Here is a 17,944-nt window from a genome sequence, read left to right on the forward strand (position 1 = left end):
GGCTCCGGAATCCAGGTGTCCAGCGCGTCGACCAGCTTCAGGATCGCAGGCACGCCGATCTCCGACTGGTCGCCTTCCAGCGCCAGGCGCGCCGAACCCGAGATGATCGGGGTGTCGTCGCCCGGGAACTCGTACTTGCTCAGCAGCTCGCGCACTTCCATCTCGACCAGCTCGAGCAGCTCGGCGTCGTCCACCATGTCGGCCTTGTTCAGGAACACGACGATGTACGGCACGCCGACCTGACGCGACAGCAGGATGTGCTCGCGCGTCTGCGGCATCGGGCCGTCAGCGGCCGAGCACACCAGGATCGCGCCGTCCATCTGCGCCGCACCGGTGATCATGTTCTTGACGTAGTCCGCGTGGCCCGGGCAGTCGACGTGCGCGTAGTGGCGCGTCGGGCTCTCGTATTCCACGTGCGCGGTCGAGATCGTGATGCCGCGCGCCTTTTCTTCCGGCGCCGCGTCGATCGCGTCGTAGGCCTTGAACTCGCCGCCGAAACGCTCAGCGCCGATCTTCGTCAGCGCCGCCGTCAGCGTCGTCTTGCCGTGGTCGACGTGACCGATCGTGCCGACATTGACGTGCGGCTTGGTGCGCTCGAACTTACCCTTTGCCATGGCTGCCTTGTCTCGCTGAACGTTTGTGAATTGACTGCCTTAATGAAAAGTCCGGCCATGAAGGGCCGGGCTTTTCGCGGAAGGATCCGCATATATGGTGCTCACGAAAGGAATCGAACCTTCGACCTCCTCCTTACCAAGGAGGTGCTCTACCGACTGAGCTACGTGAGCAACGATTTCAACCTCTGGATGCGGCCGGAGCCGTCAATGGAGCGGGAGACGGGGATCGAACCCGCACCATCAGCTTGGAAGGCTGAGGTTCTACCATTGAACTACTCCCGCACCGGGATCCAGCCTGCCGCACAACCTGTCGCACTGCTTGTTCGTTCCACCGGACCGCAAGATGGTGGAGGGAGGTGGATTCGAACCACCGAAGGCGTAAGCCAGCAGATTTACAGTCTGCCCCCGTTGGCCGCTTGGGTATCCCTCCGGCGATTTCGCGTTGCCGGTGAAAACAGCCCGCGATTTTGCGGCCAGTTTTCCTTCCTGTCAACGCCGCGATGCGGTGGAGCCAGGCTGCCCCGCCCCGGTACTTGCCGTACACGATGGCGGGGCGCGCATAGTACCGGTCAACGCGCCGGCGCGCCATCCTCTTGGGTGACATCGTCGCGCCCGATCGCGACATGCGGCACACCATCGGCGCCGATCCAGCCCCGGTACATGCCCTCGGTGTTGAACGGCATGGCGATGTTGCCGGCGGCATCGAGCGCGATCGCGCCGCCATTGCCGCCCATCGCCGGGATGTCCCGGTCGATCACCGCAGCGGCCGCCTCATCGATTCCCTCGCCCAGCAGCCCGACGCGGCTGCAGATCGTGTGCGCGGCGGCGCTGCGGATGTAGAACTCGCCCCAGCCGGTGCCCGAGACCGCACATCGCGCATCGGCCCAAGTGCCGGCGCCGATGACCGGCGCATCGCCCACACGCCCCCAGCGCTTGTCGGTCATGCCGCCGGTCGAGGTCGCCGCGGCCAGCGCGCCGCGCGCATCGAGCGCGACCGCGCCGACGGTCCCGAAATAGCGCAGCGGATCGTCAGCGACGACAGTCACCGCACGCTCGGCCGCGGCGCCCTCGGCCCGGACCTTCTGCAGTTGCTGCCAGCGCTTCTCGGTCCGGAACCAGGCCGGGCCGATCAGTTCGACCCCCTGCGACTGGGCGAATGCCTCGGCCCCCTCGCCGATCAGCATCACGTGCGGGGAGTCCTCCATGACCCGCCGCGCGAGCTGGATCGGATTGCGGATCCGCCGCACGCCCGCGACCGCCCCCGCGGCGCGCGTGGCCCCGTCCATCAGCGAGGCATCGAGCTCGTTGTGGCCCTCATGCGTGAACACCGCGCCGCGACCGGCGTTGAACGCCGGATCGTCCTCGAGCACGGTGACCGCCGCGACCACCGCATCGAGCGCCGGCCGCCCCTCGCGCAGCAAGGCGTGGCCGGTGCGCAAGGCCAGCGCCAGCGCCGCGCGCGCCGAGGCCGCCTCCTCGGGCGTGAGATTGCCGCGCACGACCCCGGCGCCCCCATGGATCGCCAGCACCGGGCCGGGCGCGACCCCGTCCGCCGCCGCGCCGGACGCCACAGCCGGAGGTGGAACGAGGACGGCGCTCGACAGCAGAACGCAGGCAGACAGGACGAGTGCGCGCATGGGAACTCCGGTGACGTGGCAAGGCGTCGAGTGTAGGCGGGCCGCGGCCCATCGACACGCGACGCGTCGCGGCCATCGGCCGACATGCCGCGCCTGCCCATGGGCGCCAGACACGCGAAAGGCGCCCCGAAGGACGCCTTTGGCGATATTCGACCCTCAAGGACTCAGACGGCGGAACTCACGCCAAAGCCCCTCGACGCAAATCAGACGTTGAAGCGGAAATGCATCACGTCGCCGTCCTTGACGATGTACTCCTTGCCCTCCAGGCGCCACTTGCCGGCTTCCTTGGCACCTGATTCGCCGCCGTAACGGATGAAGTCGTCGTAGCCGACGACCTCGGCACGGATGAAGCCCTTCTCGAAGTCGGTATGGATGACCGCAGCGGCCTGCGGCGCGGTCGCGCCGATCTTCACCGTCCATGCCCGCACTTCCTTGACGCCGGCGGTGAAGTAGGTCTGCAGTGCCAGCAGGCCGTAGGCGGCGCGGATCACCCGGTTCAGACCGGGTTCGTCGAGCCCGAGGTCGGCCAGGAACGCATCGCGGTCGGCGTCGTCGAGCTGCGACAGCTCCTCTTCGATCGCCGCCGACACCGGCACGACCTCGGCGCCCTCGCCCGCCGCGCGCGCGCGCACCGCGTCAAGGTGGGGATTGTTCTCGAAGCCGTCCTCGAGCACGTTGGCGATGTACAGCACCGGCTTGGCGGTCAGCAGGAACAGATCGCGGATCGCCGCGCGGTCGTCGTCCGACAATTCGAGCGAGCGCACCGGCCGACCGTCGGCCAGCCCCTTGTGCACGCGGCCGAGCACCTCGGCGCGGACCTTCGCATCCTTGTCGCCGGTCTTGGCCGAACGCTCGGCGCGCTGCAGCGCGCGCTCGACCGAATCGAGATCGGCCAGCGCCAACTCGGTGTCGATCGTCTCGATATCGGCGATCGGGTCGACCTTGTTGTTGACGTGGATGACGTCCGGGTTCTCGAAACAGCGCACGACGTGCGTGATCGCATCGACCTCACGGATGTGCGACAGGAACTTGTTGCCCAGGCCCTCGCCGCTGGCCGCACCGGCGACCAGCCCGGCGATGTCGACGAACTCGACCGCCGTCGGCAGCACTTTCTGCGGCTTGACGATCGTCGCCAACGCGTTCAGACGCAGGTCCGGCACCGGCACGATGCCGACGTTCGGCTCGATCGTGCAGAACGGGAAGTTGGCCGCAGCGATGCCCGCCTTGGTCAGTGCATTGAAGAGAGTCGACTTGCCGACGTTCGGCAGGCCGACGATGCCGCATTTAATGCCCATGGCGCGTCCGTGATTCGTGATTCGTGATTCGTGATTCGCGATTGGGGACTCAAGGCGGCCGGTGCGCCCCGAATCGCCAATCACCAATTACGGCTTCACCGTATGCAGCCGCGTCATCGCGTCCATGAAGTTGCCCGCCAGCGCGAGCGGCAGCGCATCGATCGCGTCATCCACGGCGCGGCCGATCAGGATGTCGTCGTCGGCGCTCGGTCGGCCCAGCACCCAGGGCGTGACCTTGTCGCGGTGGCCGGGATGGCCGATACCGATGCGCAGGCGATGGAATCGACCGTGACCCAACAGCCGCATCGTGTCGCGCAGGCCGTTCTGGCCACCATGGCCGCCGTCGAACTTGAACCTCGCCACGCCGGGCGGCAGGTCCAGCTCGTCGTGGGCGATCAGCGTGCGCTCGGGGTCGATCTTCCAGAACCGCTGTGCGGCCAATACCGACTTGCCGCTGAGGTTCATGAAGGTCGCCGGCTTGAGCAGGCGCACGTCATGCCCATCGATGCGCACCCGCGCGGTCTCGCCGAACAGCTTGGCATCGATGGCGAACGCCTCGCCGGCACGTGCGGCAAGCGCGTCGACGACGCGGAACCCGGCGTTGTGCCGGGTCCGCGCGTGCTCGGGGCCGGGATTGCCCAGCCCCACGATCAATTGCAGACCGGTCGTCATCGCAATGCCGCCGGGACGCGCGCCCGAACCGGCACGCGCGCCCACGACGGAATTACTCGTCCTTCGCGGCCTTGGTCGCCGGCACATCGGCCGACGCGCCCTCGCCCTCTTCAGGCTCGGCTTCGACGCGACCGTGCTTGGCGACGACCACAGCGACGTCGTGGTCGGGGCCCAGCGCCAGCTCGGGAATCTCCACGCCCTTGGGCAGCTTCAGCGCCGAGAGGTGGATGATGTCGCCGACCGCCAGATTGGCCAGGTCGACCTCGATCGAGGACGGCAGGTCCTTGGGCAGACAGGTCACGGTGACTTCGGTGAGCTCGTGCATCACGATCACGTCGGCCGCCTTGCCGGCCGGCGAGGTGTCCTCGTTGAGGAAGTGCAGCTGCACCGCCGTCTTGATCACCTCGTTGTCGTTCACGCGCTGGAAGTCCAGGTGCAGGATCTGCTGCTTGAACGGGTGACGCTGCATATCGCGCAGCAGCACCTTCTGAACGTCGCCATTGAGGCTCAGGTCCAGGATCGACGCGTAGAACCACTCGTGCTGGCTGGCGAGCCAGACATCGTTGTGGCTGAGCTTGATGCTCACCGGTGCGAGGTCGCCGCCGTAGACGACAGCAGGCACTTCACCGGCGTGACGGAGGCGGCGGCTCGCACCCTTCCCCTCGTCCTCGCGGCGCTGCACCTTGATTTCATGCGAAATGGCCATTGGATTCACTCTTGATGTTGCGATGATTCCGCCTCGCGGCGGTTGGGTTGACTCTTCCGCGACCAGAAGAGCCGGTTGGATTCAGATCAATCCACGTACAGCGAACTGACCGACTCACCGAACGCGATCCGGCGGATCGTCTCGGCGAGCAGTTCGGCGACGCTGAGCTGGCGGATGCGCGCGCAGTTGCGTGCGGCCTCCGACAGCGGAATGGTGTCGGTGACGACCATCTCGTCGAGCTGGGACTTGTTGATGTTGTCGATCGCAGCCCCCGACAGCACCGCGTGCGTGCAATAGGCGACCACCTTGATGGCCCCCTGGGCCTTGAGCGCGGCGGCGGCGGCGCACAGCGTGCCGGCGGTATCGACGATGTCGTCGACCAGCACGCAGGTCTTGCCCTGCACGTCGCCGATGATGTTCATCACCGTGGCGACGTTCGCGCGCGGACGGCGCTTGTCGATGATCGCCAGGTCCGCATCGTCGAGCCGCTTGGCGATCGCGCGCGCGCGCACCACGCCACCGACGTCCGGGGACACGACGATCAGGTTGTCGGTGCCGTGCGCGCGCCAGATGTCGGCCAGCAGCAACGGCGAGGCATAGACGTTGTCGACCGGGATGTCGAAGAAGCCCTGAATCTGGTCGGCGTGCAGGTCCACCGTCAGCACGCGATCGGCGCCGGCGGCGGTGATGATGCGCGCGGCGACCTTGGCGGTGATCGGCACGCGGCTCGAGCGCAGCCGGCGGTCCTGACGCGAATAGCCGAAGTACGGGATCACCGCAGTGACGCTCGACACCGATGCGCGCTTGAGCGCGTCGATCAGCACCAAGAGCTCCATCAGGTTCTCGGCAGACGGCGCGCAGGTGGGCTGCAGGACGAACACGTCCTGGCGGCGCACGGTCTCCTCGATCTCGACCTGCACCTCGCCGTCGGAGAACGTGGACACCAGTGCCCGTCCCTGGCGCACCCCCAGCTCGCGGCAGACGGACTTGGCGAGCGGGCGATTGGCGTTGCCCGAGAAGATCAGGAGATTGCGTTCTTCTTTCATGTCGGAGATTCCGCGTCGCTCTGACCGAGCGGATGGAAGGACCGTGCACGCACGCGCGCACGGGCATGGCAGGGGCGGCAGGATTCGAACCTGCGAATGCCGGGATCAAAACCCGGTGCCTTAACCACTTGGCGACGCCCCTATGGCGAACAGGATTGGATTGAGATCGGGATTCGGCAGCGCCGGACCACGCATCTTCAACCCTTATCCCGAATTTCCCTTTCCAGTGCCTCGAGCAGCGGCGAGCGGGCGGCACCGGCGACCACACGGGTCTGGACCCGCGATGCGACCTGCGCCTGGGCGGCCTCGGCGGATTCGCGGGTCGCGAATTCGACGAAGCAGCCGCTGCCCGTCCCGGTCAGGCGCGGTGTGCCGACCGTTGCGAGCGCGGCAAACACCGCCTCGACGGCAGGTTCGCGGCGCCGCAGGACCGGCTCGAACGCGTTGCCGAGCGAAGCACCTGAAACGAAGTCGACCATTGTCGCGGGCTGGGCATTTCGCGTCAATTCAGGGGCCTGAAACAGGCCCGCGGTGTTCACGTGCACGCCGGGGTCGGCGAGCAGATACCAGGCCGGTTCGAGCGCCACCGGGCTGAGCGTTTCGCCCACGCCCTCGGCCCAGGCGTTGCGGCCGCGGACGAACACCGGCACATCGGCCCCTAGCGAAAGACCCAACTCGGCCAGCCGGTCCTCACCGAGATCGGTGCCCCACAGCCGGTCGAGCACCCGCAGCACGGTGGCCGCATCCGACGATCCACCGCCGAGCCCGGCCCCGGTCGGAATCCGCTTTTCGACGGCGATATCGGCGCCTTGCGTACAATTGGCAGCACTTTGAAGCAGACGCGCCGCACGCACGACGAGATCATCGTCCTCCGCCAATCCGGGGACCGAAGCCCCGACCCGGCGGATCAGACCGTCGTCGCGGCGCCGCAGGCGCACCGTGTCGCCCCAGTCGAGCATCCGGAACACCGTCTGCAAGGCGTGGTAACCGTCTGCACGCCGGGCGGTGATCCTGAGGAACAGATTGAGCTTGGCCGGGGCCGGCCAACTGGACCAGCCGGCATCGTCCAGCGGCGTCACGGCGCGACAGGCGCTGCGGACGCAGCGCCGGGAAGCGTCCAGGCATCGACCACCAGCCGCACCCGCGCCGTGCCGCGCGCGGCATTCACGCGAGTGGGCAGCGCCAGCGCGCCGTCGGTGTCGGGTTGCCACTCGAGATAATCGATCGTCCAGCCGTCCTGGCGCAGCCGTGCCAAGCGCCCCGCGGCGTCGTAGTCGACCTCAGCCTCGCCCGACAGGGCAGCGTCGGCGCGCGCGCCGGCCGCCCAGGCAGCCATCGCCGCGACCGGGATCTCGAACCCGGTGGTCTCCCACAGCAACTGCCCGACATCGGCGCTTTCGTGCGGCCCACCGTCCAGGCCGTCGATCCGTGCGCCGTCCGGTCCACCCTGCAGTTGCCAGCTCTGGCGGGTGACCGGCGCGCTGAGCACGACCCGGTAACGCGCGCCCTGCTGCTGCCACTCGATGCGACCACTGCCGCCATCGCGGCCGTTGGACATCGCCACACGCCCTGTGAATCCGAACTCCGGCAGGGCGCGCACCGCCGCCTCACGCGCAGCGAGCCGGGCATCGGCCGCCGCCCGCGCGTCGGCGTCGAGCCGCACGACCTCGGCAGGCGGCCGGACCGGGACGCTGGTGCAGGCCGACAGCGCGAGCACCGCCGCGAGCATCGCCATGCCATGCCACCGTCTCATGCGCCGGTGACCTCCAGCGCACGCAGCAGCGACCGGTTCTCCGGATCGATGGCGCGCGCCTCGTCGAAGTACTTGCGCGCCTCGTCACGGCGCCCCATCGCCCAGAGCACCTGGGCGATGTGCGCGGCAACTTCCGCGTCCTTCATCATCGAATAGGCCCGGCGCAGCTCCACCAGCGCTTCGGCATTGCGGCCCAGGCGGTGCAACACCCAGCCGTAGCTGTCGACGATCGCGGCATTGTCGGGCTCGGCCACACGCGCACGGTCGATCAGTTCCAGCGCCTCGGTGTAGCGGGTGGTGCGATCGGCCAGCGTGTACCCCAGCGCATTGAGCGCAGCGACGTTTTCCGGCTCGGCGACCAGCAGCCGGCGCAGGTCGGCCTCGGCGCGCGGAATGTCGTCGCGGCGCTCCCACATCAGCGCACGTGCGTAGAGCAGCGCCGGGTCGTCGGGCATTGCCGACAACCCCCGGTTGTAGGCGTCGAGCTCGGCCGGATCGTCGGCCGACTGGCGCAGCTCGGCCTCCAGCAGATAGGCGCTGCGGCGGAATTCGTCATCGGCGGTGCCGTCGGCCTGCAGCGCACGCAAGCGCGCCCAGGCCTCGTCGTGGCGCCCCAGTTCGTGCAGCACCCGGGCGCCGCGCAGCCTGGCCTGGAAGCGTTCTTCGCCGCCCGGCACCGCGTCGTACCACTCCAGCGCCTCGTCGTACTGCTCCAGGTACTCGGCCATCTGCCCCAGCAGCAACCGCTGCGCAGGATTGGGCGCCAGCGCCACCGCCTTGACCTCCTCGTACAGCGCCGCCAGCCGCGCCTTGTCCTGGGCGCGGGCCAGCAGCGAGGCCCGCAGCACATAGGTGCGGCCATCCTGCGGGCCTGCCGCCAGCGTGGCTTCGGCGGCGTCGAGATCCCCCATCGCCTCGTACTCGCCCGCGATCGCCAGGCGCAGGTCGGGCGCGGCCAGCGCCGCTTCGGCCATCGCCGCCAGCGCCGCGCGGGCCTCGTCCAGACGACCCGACTCGCGCAGCTGACTGGCCCGCAGCAGCGCGACCCGCGGCTCGCCGGGGAAGCGCGCGACGATGTTGTCGAGCACGCGCTCGGTCAGGTCGGGGCGATCGAGCCGCTGGGCCAGGCCGCCGAACGCCATCCACGCCTGCAACTCGTCGGGAATCGCGCCATCGGCGACGATCCGCTCGAGCAACCGCGCCGCCTGCTGCGGATCGCGACCACCGCCCGACAGCACTGTGAAGGCATGCCGCCAGCCAGTCGCATCGCCACTGCGCAACAGGGCTTCGAGCTGGCGCCGCGCGGCGCGATCGCGCCCATTGCGCAACGACAGCGTCGCCTCCGCGGCCCGCATCGGCAGCGACTCGGGCGCGTTGCGGCGCCACAGGTCCAGCGCCTGGCCCGCGCGGCGGTCGTCCCCGGCCAGCAGCGCGATGCGGGTCGCCCGCTCGGCCAGCCCGGCATCGCCGTCCGAATGGCGGGCCGCGTCCAGATACCAGTTGGCGGCCTCGTCCAGACGCCCGGCCTGCACCGCGAATTCGCCGGCCAATGTGGCGCCGAGCACGTCGCGCCTGAGCGGATCTGTGGCCTCGGCCGCGGGCTGCGCCTGCGCCGCGCAGGCGACGCCGAGCAACGGCACCAGCAGGGCCGCGCGCAATCGGGCGACCGGAATGGAATCGAAAACGGGCATCTGGGGCAACCGGGCCGTAAAATGGGCGCTTCACCGGAAGCTTATCGCAAGCGCCTGAACGGGATGAGCCATCCCGGGAGAGCCCGCCAGCCCATGAGTCTGTACGCCCTCGGCATCAATCATCAGACCGCGCCGGTCGCCCTGCGCGAGCGCGTCGCGTTCTCCGGGGACGCGCTGCAGACGGCGCTGGCCGAACTCAAGTCGCTGCCCCCGGTGCGCGAGGTCGCGCTGCTGTCGACCTGCAACCGCACCGAGCTCTACGCGGTCGCCGACGACGACGGCAGCGCGCTGGCGCACTGGCTGGCCGCCCATCCCGACCAGGACGGCGGCACTGGCGGCGGCTCGCTCGATGCCTATCTCTACCGCCATCGCGACGACGATGCGGTGCGCCACCTGTTCCGAGTGGCGACCGGGTTGGACTCGCTGGTGCTCGGCGAGCCGCAGATCCTGGGCCAGGTCAAACAGGCCTGGGCCACTGCGCGCAGCGCCGGCACGCTGGGCGGCGAGCTCGACCGCGTGTTCCAGCATGCCTTCGTGACCGCCAAGCGGGCGCGCAGCGAGACCCGGATCGGCAACAGTCCGGTGTCGGTCGCCTCGCTCGCCGTGCGGTTGGCGCAGGAATCGTTTGCGCGGCCGTCGGATTCGGCGGTGCTGCTGGTCGGCGCCGGCGAGACCATCGAGCTGGCAGCCCGGCACCTGGCGCAGGCCAAGGTCAAGCGGCTGCTTGTCGCCAATCGCACCTATGCCCACGCCCAGGAACTGGCGGCACGGCACGGTGGCATTGCGCTGCCGCTCGACGAGATCGACCGGCATCTGTTTCTGGCCGACATCGTGTTCTCGGCCACCGCCAGCCGCGAGCCGGTGCTGACCCGGCCACAGGTCGCCGCCGCGCTGGCCGCGCGCAAGCATCGCCCGATGCTGCTGATGGACCTCGCGGTCCCGCGCGACATCGCGCCTGATGTCGCCGAACTGCGCGACGTATTCCTGTACACGGTCGACGACCTCGAGCGCACGCTCGATGACAACCGCCGCAGCCGGCGCGAGGCCGCGAGCGATGCCGAGGCGATCATCGACCTGCAGGTCAGCCGCTATGGCGAGACCCGCGCGGCGAGTGCGCGTCTGGCTCCGGTCAAGCGGCTGCGTGCGCACGGCGACGCGATCCGCAGCGAATCGCTGGCGCGCGCGCGCCAGCAACTGGCGGCCGGCCAGCCCCCCGAGGCGGTGCTCGAACTGCTCGCCCACACCCTGACCAATCGGCTGCTGCACCTGCCCACCGCTGCGCTGCGTGAGGCCGCGCTGCGCGGCGACGACGCGCTGGCCGACAGCCTCGACCGGCTGCTGCCGCCCGTTCCCGCCCGGACCGATGCCGATGCTGCCGACCCTGCGCGTTAAGCTCGAGGCCCTGGCCGAGCGTCGCGACGAGGTCGAACGCCTGCTCTCCGATCCGACCACGGTCGCCGACCAGGGCCGCTACCGTGCGCTATCACGCGAGTTCGCCCAGCTCGAACCGCTGTCGGCAGCGCTGGCGCAGGAACGCGCGGCCCATGCCGACCTCGCCGCCGCGCGCGCGATGCTCGACGACGCCGATCTGCGCGAACTCGCCGAGGAAGAAATCGCTGCGGCGACTGCGCGAATCGAGTCGCTCGAGGCCGAGCTGCTGGCGCTGCTGGTCCCGCGCGACGCGCGCGACGAGGGTGGCCTGTACCTGGAGATCCGCGCCGGTACCGGCGGCGACGAGGCCGCGATCTTCGCTGGCGACCTGTTCCGGATGTACCAGCGCTTCGCCGAGCGCAACGGCTGGCGGGTCGAGGTCGAATCGGCCAGCCCCGGCGAGCACGGCGGCTTCCGCGAGATCGTCGCCAGCGTGGAAGGCGCCGGCGCCTACGCGCGGCTGAAGTTCGAGTCGGGCACCCATCGCGTGCAGCGTGTGCCCGAGACCGAATCGCAGGGGCGTATCCATACCTCGGCGGCGACCGTGGCGATCATCCCGATCGAGGACGAGGCCGCCGACATCGTGCTCAACCCGGCCGACCTGAAAGTCGACACCTTCCGGTCCTCGGGCGCGGGTGGACAGCACGTCAACAAGACCGACTCGGCGATCCGCATCACCCACGTGCCCACCGGCACCGTGGTCGAGTCGCAGACCGAGCGCAGCCAGCACGCCAACCGCGACAAGGCGATGAAGCGACTGCGCGCGATGCTGGCCGAGGCCGAGGCCGAACGCCGCGCGGCCGCGACGGCGCAGATCCGTCGACTGCAGGTCGGCAGCGGCGACCGCAGCCAGCGCATCCGCACCTACAACTATCCCCAGGGCCGGATCACCGACCACCGTGTCGACGGCCTGACCCTCTACGACCTGCCCAACGTGCTCGAAGGCCAGCTCGAGCCGCTGATCGACCGGTTGTCGCAGGAACACCAGGCCGACGCGCTGGCGCAGCTGACCGCGCAGTAAGAGCCCCCACCCGACGCCTCCGGCGTCGACCTCTCCCGCAAGGCGGGGGAGGTGCGCATGCGGCCAACGCCGCCTCGAAGTCTTCAGCCCATCTCCCGTGCGCGCGGCGGAGGTGCCCGTCATGGTGTGCGCCGACCAGCATGCTTTCCAAGCGGGCGATGCGTCGGCGCCGCGACCATCCGCCACACCCGGCCGCCGCCGGGTATGCGCATGCCGGTGGTAACCTGACCGCATGAGCGCATTGAACGAACGTATCCCGCTGTCCATCTGCGTGTTGACGGTCTCCGACACCCGCACGGCCGCCAACGACACCTCGGGCGACTACCTCGCCGAGGCGTTGCGCGCCGACGGCCACCGCGTCGCCGAGCGCGCACTGTTGCCCGACGACCGCTATGCGATGCGCGCGCTGGTCTCACGCTGGATCGCCGATCCCGATGTCGACGGCATCCTGGTCACCGGCGGCACCGGCTTCACCGGCCGCGATTCGACGCCAGAAGCGCTGCTGCCCCTGCTCGACAAGGAGATGCCGGGCTTCGGCGAACTGTTCCGCGCGGTGTCGTTCGAGGAGATCGGCACCTCGTCGCTGCAGTCGCGCGCATTCGCTGGCTTGGCGAATGCGACCTTCGTCTTCGCCCTGCCCGGCTCGACCTCGGCCTGCACGACCGCGTGGGAGCGGATCATCCGCCACCAGCTCGATTCGACCACCCGGCCCTGCAACCTGGCGACGATCCGTCCGCGCCTGAAGGAATGACGGCACGCGTGCGCGGCGACTGCGGCTACGAGGCCTCGGCCAGCACCTGACGCACGAACGGGACGGTGAGCCGGCGCTGCGAGGCCAGCGAGGCGCGGTCGAGCCGATCGAGCAACGCGGTCAGCGCCGGCAGGTCGCGGTCGACCCGGCGCAGCAACCAATCGATCGTGGCCGCGTCGACCTGCAGGCCGCGACGTTCGGCGCGCAAGCGCAGCAGCGTATGTCGGCCCGTGTCGTCGAGCGGCGCCAGCGCCACGCGCACACTCTGCGCAAGCCGCGAGCGCAGGTCGGGCAAGGTCAACGCCAGCGCCTCGGGCGGCTGGTCGGCGGTGTAGAACACGCTGCGGCCGGCGTCGTGCAGCCGGTTGTGCAGGTCGAACAGCGCGATCTCGTCGTCACGGTCGCCGGCGATTGCGTCCAGACCGTCGACCGCGACCAGGTCGTGCCCCTGCAAGGCCTCGGCGGCCGCACGCACGCGTCCGGCCAGGCTGCGTAACGGCAGGTAGACCGCGCTGCGGCCCAGTTGCTCGGCCTGCGCGCACAGTGCGATCGCCAGGTGGGTCTTGCCGGTGCCGGCCGGGCCGGCGACGTACAGCGCGCGGCGTGCACCGGCCAGCGCGAAGTCGCGCAACTGCGGCATCAACGCCGGGTCGTTCGCGACGAACGTGTCCAGCCGCTGGTCCGGCGGATAGCGCAGCGCCAGCGGCAATTGCGGCGACGGCGCGCTCATCGCGTCGGATCGACCGGGTCGTCGGTCCGGCTGTCGTGTGGCACGACGATGCTGCTGCCTGCCAATGCAATCGTCGGCTTGTCGCCGGCGTAGAGCTTGCTCTGGGTGTAGCGCTCGTGCGCGTAGCGCAACAGCACATTGGCCACCGCGGCCATCGGCAACGCCAGCAGCATGCCCAGGAACCCGAACAACTGGCCGCCGGCCAGCACTGCGAAGATCACCGCGGCCGGATGCAGGCCGATCCGGTCACCGACCAGGCGCGGGGTCAGCACGTAGCTTTCGACGAGCTGGCCGATCGTGAACACCACGCCGATCAGGATCAGCAACGTCCAGTCGAAGCCCTGGACCTGGACGATCGCGGCGATCAACGCCATCAGAATGCCGACCGTCGCGCCCAGATACGGGATGAAGCTGATCAGGCCCGCGATCATGCCGATCAACAGGCCCAGGCGCAGGCCGACCAGCGACATGCCGACCGCATAGATCGCGCCCTGGCCGAGCATCACCAGGAACTGGCCGCGCAGGAAACCGCCAAGCGATTCGCTGGTCTCGCGCGCCAGCCGGTTCGCGGTGCCGATGTGGTCGCGCGGCACCAGCGAGGCGCAGCGCTCGACCAGCAGATCCCAGTCGCGCATGAAATAGAACGTCAGGATCGGCACCAGCACCAGGTTGATCACCACCGCCAGCAGGGCGAAGCCCGAGCGCGACAGGTAGCCCAGCACCGCCGCGGCGACGCCGCCGGCCTGCTGCCAGTGTTCGCGGATCAGCTCGATCAACCGGTCGGTATCGAGCCAGGCGACGACCTCGTAGCCGGTGCGCTGCTCGATCCAGGGCAGCGCGGTGCCGATGATCCAGTCGCGGTAGGCCGGCAGGCTGTCGACGAGAGTGACGATCTGCCGTTCGATCATCGGCACCAGGATGATCAGCACCAGCGCCAGCAACAGCGTCATCAGCGCGAAGACCAGCGAGACGGCCAGCGTGCGCGAGTGGCCGCGGCGCTCGATGCGATCGACCAGCGGGTCGCCCAGCCAGCCCAGCAGCGCGGCGAGCACAAACGGCGTGAGCACCGGGCCCAGTTGCCCGATCACCCAGGCGACCGCGACCAGCGCCAATCCCCATTGCAGGCGCCGGAGGAAACGCGCGATGTCGGCGTTCGCGGGATCGTGCTCGGTCATGGTGGTCCTGGCGCGATCAGCGCAGGTGGAAAGTGGGGGTCACGCCCTCGGGAGCGCCGTCGGCCTCGACCAGCACGTTCTCATCGGCCATGCGGCGGAAACCGCTCAGCCCGGTCAGCAGGTCGAGCTGCACCTCCAGCCCGCGCGGCGTCGCGCGCAGCGGACGGATCGCACGGACCACCGACATGCGCTGCAACTGCGCCGACAGGCGGATGAAGTCGGCGCTGCTGTTGATGCCAGTGAACAGGATCGCTTCGGTCGAAGGCGTGCCGGCCGGGCTGGCCTTGGCATAGCGGCGGGTCAGCGCATCGGCCGCGCCGTCGGCGCCGGTCGGCAGGATCCGCCGGGCGTCGTCGCCGGTCTCGCTCCAGCGCGCCAGCACCCGGCCGCCATCGACGAAGATCCACTCGGCCTTCCAGCCGCTGCCGTCTCGATAGAGCTTGCCGACCAGTTGCATCGGCGGGTTGTAGCGCGCCGAGATGCGGGCGATCGCGGCGGTGTCGCCCCGCCAGATCGCGCCGACGGCGGCCTGCTCGGCGGCGCTGCCGCCCGGCAGCCCGAGCCGGTAGCCGCGCTCGATCGCACGCTGGAGCACCGGCCGGGCGACGTTGTTCTGCTGCAGGCCGACCAGACGCGGCCCGGAGCCGTCGTCGATCGCCAGCCACAGCACCGGCTTGGGCCGCGGATCGGGCCACACCGGCAGGCCGAGCGCGGCCGCCACGCCGTCGACGTCCTCGGGGCGGAAGCGCACCACCAGGGTCGTGGTGAAGGTCGGCGAGCCGCGCGAGGACACGCCCTCGTCCTGGCGGTAGTCGTAGCCCTCCACATACTGTTCTGCGCGCCGCAGTTCCTGCGACACGCCCGGCCGCTGGGCGACCCCGCGGTCGCCCGACAGCTTGCCCAGCACCTGGGCCAGCGCGCGCGAAAAACCCGCGGTGCGCTCGTTCTCGTTCTGGCTGCGCACCGGGATCTCGGCCGCGTACAGGCCGGTGCCTTCGGCGCGGTCGCCCTCCATGCGCTGCGCGGCCGCCTGGCCGGCGGACAGCAGCAGGGCGGCCAACAGCCACGCCATCATTCCCAACGAGCGCTTCGGGCGGTGCATCCGGTTGATCCTGAGTCGGGGGGACATCGACGCGGGATGGTGCCACAAACCGTGCGAGCGGTTCGTGGCGATACGCCGACGCGCCGACCGCGGCAGGCCGGCCGCGGCTGCTAGAATCCCCGGTCCTTTCCGCTTCGCGACGGCCGCCGTGACCGCCCCCACTCCCCTGACCTACCGCGATGCCGGCGTCGACATCGACGCGGGCAATGCACTCGTCGAACGCATCAAGCCGCTGGTCAAGCGCAGCTTCCGGCCCGAGGTCATGGGGGGCCTGGGCGGATTCGGCGCGCTGTTCGACCTGTCGGGCAAGTACCGCGAGCCGGTGCTGGTCTCGGGCACCGATGGCGTGGGCACCAAGCTCAAGCTCGCCCAGCAACTGGGCCGCCACGACACCATCGGCATCGACCTGGTCGCGATGTGCGTCAACGACGTGCTGGTGCAGGGCGCCGAGCCGCTGTTCTTCCTCGACTACTTCGCCACCGGCAAGCTCGACATCGACACCACGGCCGCGGTCATCGGCGGTATTGCCCGCGGCTGCGAGCTGTCGGGCTGCGCGCTGATCGGCGGCGAGACTGCCGAGATGCCGGACATGTATGGCATCGGCGAATACGATCTGGCCGGCTTCACCGTCGGCGCGGTCGAGAAGTCGGAACTGCGCGACGGCGGCAAGGTCCAGGCCGGTGACGTGCTGATCGGCATCGCGTCCAGCGGTCCGCATTCGAACGGCTATTCGCTGATCCGCCGCATCTACGAGCGGGCCGGCAGCCCGGCCGAGGTCGAAGTCGGCGGCGTGAAGCTGGTCGATGCGCTGATGGCGCCCACCACGCTGTACGTCAAGCCGGTGCTCGAGCTGCTGCGCGGACCGCTCGGGCCGCAGTTGCATGCGATGGCGCACGTCACCGGTGGCGGCCTGACCGAGAACATCATCCGAGTGGTTCCAGACGGCCTCGGCCTGACGATCGACGCGGCGTCCTGGCCGTTGCCGCCGGTGTTCGAGTGGCTGCAGCGCGAAGGCGCGGTCGCCGACCACGAGATGTGGCGCACCTTCAATTGCGGCATCGGTTTCGTGCTGGTGGTGCCGGCCGACAGCGTCGGGGCGTTCGGCACCGCGCTCGATGGTCTGGGCCTGGCCCATTGGTCGATCGGCGAGGTCGTCGCGCACAGCGACGGCGAGCGCGTACGTATCGGCTGAGCCGGCCGCATGCACGCCGATCCCGCCCCCGCGCCCTACGCGCCGCCCCGGGCCCCGGGCCCGGCCGCGCCGGCATTGTCGCCGGCGCAGATCGATGGGCAACTGCGCACGCTCTCGGTCCTGCACCATGTCCTGGGTGCACTGTCGCTGGCCGGGAGCCTGCCGCTGCTGGTGCTGCTGGTGTTCGGCATCGTCAATGAAGCTGCGGACGACTTCGCCGATCCGGGCGGGGTCAGCACAATCGCAGTGGTCGGTGCGCTGGTCCTGGCCGCGCTGGCCGGCGGCGCCCTGTGCATCCGCGCCGGCTTCGATCTCGCACGCCGTCGCCGCCACGGCTTGTGTGTGGCGGTCGCCGCGCTCGTGTGCCTGAACTTTCCGCTGGGTACGGCACTTGGTGTCTACGCGCTGGTCGTGCTGTCGCGCCCCGACGTGCACGCCGCATTCGCTACCACCGGCCCCACTCGATGACGCTGCGCATCGCGGTGCTCGCCTCGGGTCGGGGCAGCAACCTGCAGGCGATCCTCGACGCGATCGCCGCCGGCACGCTCGACGCGACCGTCACCGGCGTCTGGTCGGATCGCGGCGATGCCGGCGCGCTGGAACGCGCGCGCGCTGCCGGGATCCCGGCGCAGGCCATCCGCCCACGCGACCATGCCGACCGCCATGCGTACGACGCCGCACTGTTCGCGGCGATCGACGCCGCCGCGCCCGAGCTGATCGTCTGCGCCGGTTATATGCGGCTGATCGGCGCCGCGGCCGTCGAAGGGCGCGCCGGCCGGATGATCAACATCCATCCCTCGCTGCTGCCGGCCTTCAAGGGCCTGCACACCCATCGCCAGGCACTGGCGGCCGGGGTCGACGAACATGGGGCCAGCGTGCATTTCGTGACCGCCGACCTCGACGGAGGACCGGTGATCGCCCAGGCGCGCGTCCCGGTGCACCCCGGCGACGACGAGGCCGCGCTCGCCCAGCGGGTGCTGGCGCGCGAGCATCCGCTGCTGCTGGAAACCCTGCGCTGGATCGCCGCCGGGCGGGTCCGGCTGAACGCGGCCGGCGCGGTGCAGATCGACGGCCGGACCGCAGCGGCGCCGCTTCAGCTGGCAGCCAACCAGCGCTTCCCATGATGGC

General features: G+C 69.9%; 18 protein-coding genes and 4 tRNA genes. 6 read left to right on the forward strand and 16 right to left on the reverse strand.

Going from position 1 to position 17,944, the window contains the following annotated elements; all coding sequences use genetic code 11:
* The 13 genes from FHW73_RS13950 to FHW73_RS14010 all read right to left on the reverse strand — a co-directional run.
* Positions 1-614 (reverse strand): GTP-binding protein (locus tag FHW73_RS13950; protein ID WP_183427367.1); only part of this gene is annotated, 614 nt, incomplete at its 3' end.
* A 95-nt stretch (positions 615-709) separates the two neighbouring features.
* Positions 710-785: transfer RNA gene (locus FHW73_RS13955), tRNA-Thr, on the reverse strand.
* Positions 786-822: 37 nt separating this feature from the next.
* Positions 823-896: transfer RNA gene (locus FHW73_RS13960), tRNA-Gly, on the reverse strand.
* A gap of 62 nt (positions 897-958) precedes the next feature.
* A tRNA-Tyr gene (locus FHW73_RS13965) sits at positions 959-1,044 on the reverse strand.
* Positions 1,045-1,183: 139 nt separating this feature from the next.
* On the reverse strand, positions 1,184-2,236 hold the full coding sequence (locus tag FHW73_RS13970) for an isoaspartyl peptidase/L-asparaginase (RefSeq protein ID WP_255493027.1): 1,053 nt from the start codon (positions 2,234-2,236) through the stop codon (positions 1,184-1,186).
* Between the two features lie 218 nt (positions 2,237-2,454).
* A complete protein-coding gene (ychF, locus tag FHW73_RS13975; RefSeq protein ID WP_183427369.1) occupies positions 2,455-3,546 on the reverse strand; it encodes a redox-regulated ATPase YchF in 1,092 nt (363 codons plus the stop codon).
* An 87-nt stretch (positions 3,547-3,633) separates the two neighbouring features.
* The gene (pth, locus tag FHW73_RS13980) at positions 3,634-4,218 is read right to left on the reverse strand and encodes an aminoacyl-tRNA hydrolase (protein WP_183427370.1); all 585 of its coding nucleotides are present in this window, start codon (positions 4,216-4,218) and stop codon (positions 3,634-3,636) included.
* 52 nt (positions 4,219-4,270) lie between these two features.
* The gene (locus FHW73_RS13985; protein WP_183427371.1) at positions 4,271-4,924 is read right to left on the reverse strand and encodes a 50S ribosomal protein L25/general stress protein Ctc; all 654 of its coding nucleotides are present in this window, start codon (positions 4,922-4,924) and stop codon (positions 4,271-4,273) included.
* A gap of 86 nt (positions 4,925-5,010) precedes the next feature.
* The gene (locus tag FHW73_RS13990; protein WP_183427372.1) at positions 5,011-5,970 is read right to left on the reverse strand and encodes a ribose-phosphate diphosphokinase; all 960 of its coding nucleotides are present in this window, start codon (positions 5,968-5,970) and stop codon (positions 5,011-5,013) included.
* A 66-nt stretch (positions 5,971-6,036) separates the two neighbouring features.
* A tRNA-Gln gene (locus tag FHW73_RS13995) sits at positions 6,037-6,112 on the reverse strand.
* A gap of 55 nt (positions 6,113-6,167) precedes the next feature.
* Positions 6,168-7,049, reverse strand: a complete 882-nt coding sequence (ispE, locus tag FHW73_RS14000) for a 4-(cytidine 5'-diphospho)-2-C-methyl-D-erythritol kinase (protein WP_183427373.1) — start codon at positions 7,047-7,049, stop codon at positions 6,168-6,170.
* Complete coding sequence (lolB, locus tag FHW73_RS14005; protein WP_183427374.1) at positions 7,046-7,723, reverse strand: lipoprotein insertase outer membrane protein LolB; 678 nt, start codon at positions 7,721-7,723, stop codon at positions 7,046-7,048. Before lolB ends, ispE begins: the two co-directional genes overlap by 4 nt.
* The gene (locus FHW73_RS14010; protein ID WP_183427375.1) at positions 7,720-9,414 is read right to left on the reverse strand and encodes a tetratricopeptide repeat protein; all 1,695 of its coding nucleotides are present in this window, start codon (positions 9,412-9,414) and stop codon (positions 7,720-7,722) included. The genes lolB and FHW73_RS14010 overlap by 4 nt, the downstream gene beginning before the upstream one ends.
* Positions 9,415-9,507: 93 nt before the next feature.
* Between FHW73_RS14010 and hemA the strand changes: the two genes are divergently transcribed.
* From hemA to moaB, 3 genes are all read left to right on the forward strand, one after another.
* On the forward strand, positions 9,508-10,806 hold the full coding sequence (gene hemA, locus FHW73_RS14015) for a glutamyl-tRNA reductase (RefSeq protein WP_183427376.1): 1,299 nt from the start codon (positions 9,508-9,510) through the stop codon (positions 10,804-10,806).
* A complete protein-coding gene (gene prfA / locus FHW73_RS14020) occupies positions 10,784-11,866 on the forward strand; it encodes a peptide chain release factor 1 (protein WP_183427377.1) in 1,083 nt (360 codons plus the stop codon). Before hemA ends, prfA begins: the two co-directional genes overlap by 23 nt.
* Before the next feature lie 232 nt (positions 11,867-12,098).
* Positions 12,099-12,617 carry a molybdenum cofactor biosynthesis protein B gene (gene moaB / locus FHW73_RS14025; RefSeq protein WP_183427378.1) on the forward strand — a complete coding sequence of 173 codons (519 nt, stop codon included), beginning with the start codon at positions 12,099-12,101 and terminating at the stop codon, positions 12,615-12,617.
* Positions 12,618-12,642: 25 nt separating this feature from the next.
* Here the strand turns inward: moaB and hda are convergent, their stop codons facing one another.
* Genes hda through FHW73_RS14040 form a run of 3 tightly spaced genes read right to left on the reverse strand, consistent with a single transcriptional unit; the run spans position 12,643 to position 15,624 of the window.
* Positions 12,643-13,347: a DnaA regulatory inactivator Hda gene (hda, locus tag FHW73_RS14030; RefSeq protein WP_183427379.1), complete on the reverse strand. Its 705-nt coding sequence runs from the start codon at positions 13,345-13,347 to the stop codon at positions 12,643-12,645.
* Positions 13,344-14,522 carry an AI-2E family transporter gene (locus FHW73_RS14035; RefSeq protein WP_183427380.1) on the reverse strand — a complete coding sequence of 393 codons (1,179 nt, stop codon included), beginning with the start codon at positions 14,520-14,522 and terminating at the stop codon, positions 13,344-13,346. Before FHW73_RS14035 ends, hda begins: the two co-directional genes overlap by 4 nt.
* 16 nt (positions 14,523-14,538) lie before the next feature.
* Positions 14,539-15,624 (reverse strand): DUF2066 domain-containing protein, encoded by a 1,086-nt coding sequence (locus FHW73_RS14040; RefSeq protein ID WP_183427381.1) that lies wholly within the window; start codon positions 15,622-15,624, stop codon positions 14,539-14,541.
* A gap of 148 nt (positions 15,625-15,772) precedes the next feature.
* On the opposite strand from FHW73_RS14040, the gene purM reads away from it, so the two are divergent.
* Genes purM through purN form a run of 3 tightly spaced genes read left to right on the forward strand, consistent with a single transcriptional unit; the run spans position 15,773 to position 17,940 of the window.
* Positions 15,773-16,816, forward strand: coding sequence for a phosphoribosylformylglycinamidine cyclo-ligase (purM, locus tag FHW73_RS14045; protein WP_345776191.1), 1,044 nt, complete (start codon positions 15,773-15,775; stop codon positions 16,814-16,816).
* A gap of 9 nt (positions 16,817-16,825) precedes the next feature.
* Positions 16,826-17,284: a hypothetical protein gene (locus FHW73_RS14050; RefSeq protein WP_183427383.1), complete on the forward strand. Its 459-nt coding sequence runs from the start codon at positions 16,826-16,828 to the stop codon at positions 17,282-17,284.
* On the forward strand, positions 17,281-17,940 hold the full coding sequence (gene purN / locus FHW73_RS14055; protein WP_183427384.1) for a phosphoribosylglycinamide formyltransferase: 660 nt from the start codon (positions 17,281-17,283) through the stop codon (positions 17,938-17,940). Before FHW73_RS14050 ends, purN begins: the two co-directional genes overlap by 4 nt.
* The last annotated feature ends 4 nt before the right edge of the window (positions 17,941-17,944 follow it).

This window comes from Luteimonas sp. RC10 (genome assembly GCF_014192745.1).
Taxonomy (GTDB): Bacteria; Pseudomonadota; Gammaproteobacteria; order Xanthomonadales; family Xanthomonadaceae; genus Luteimonas.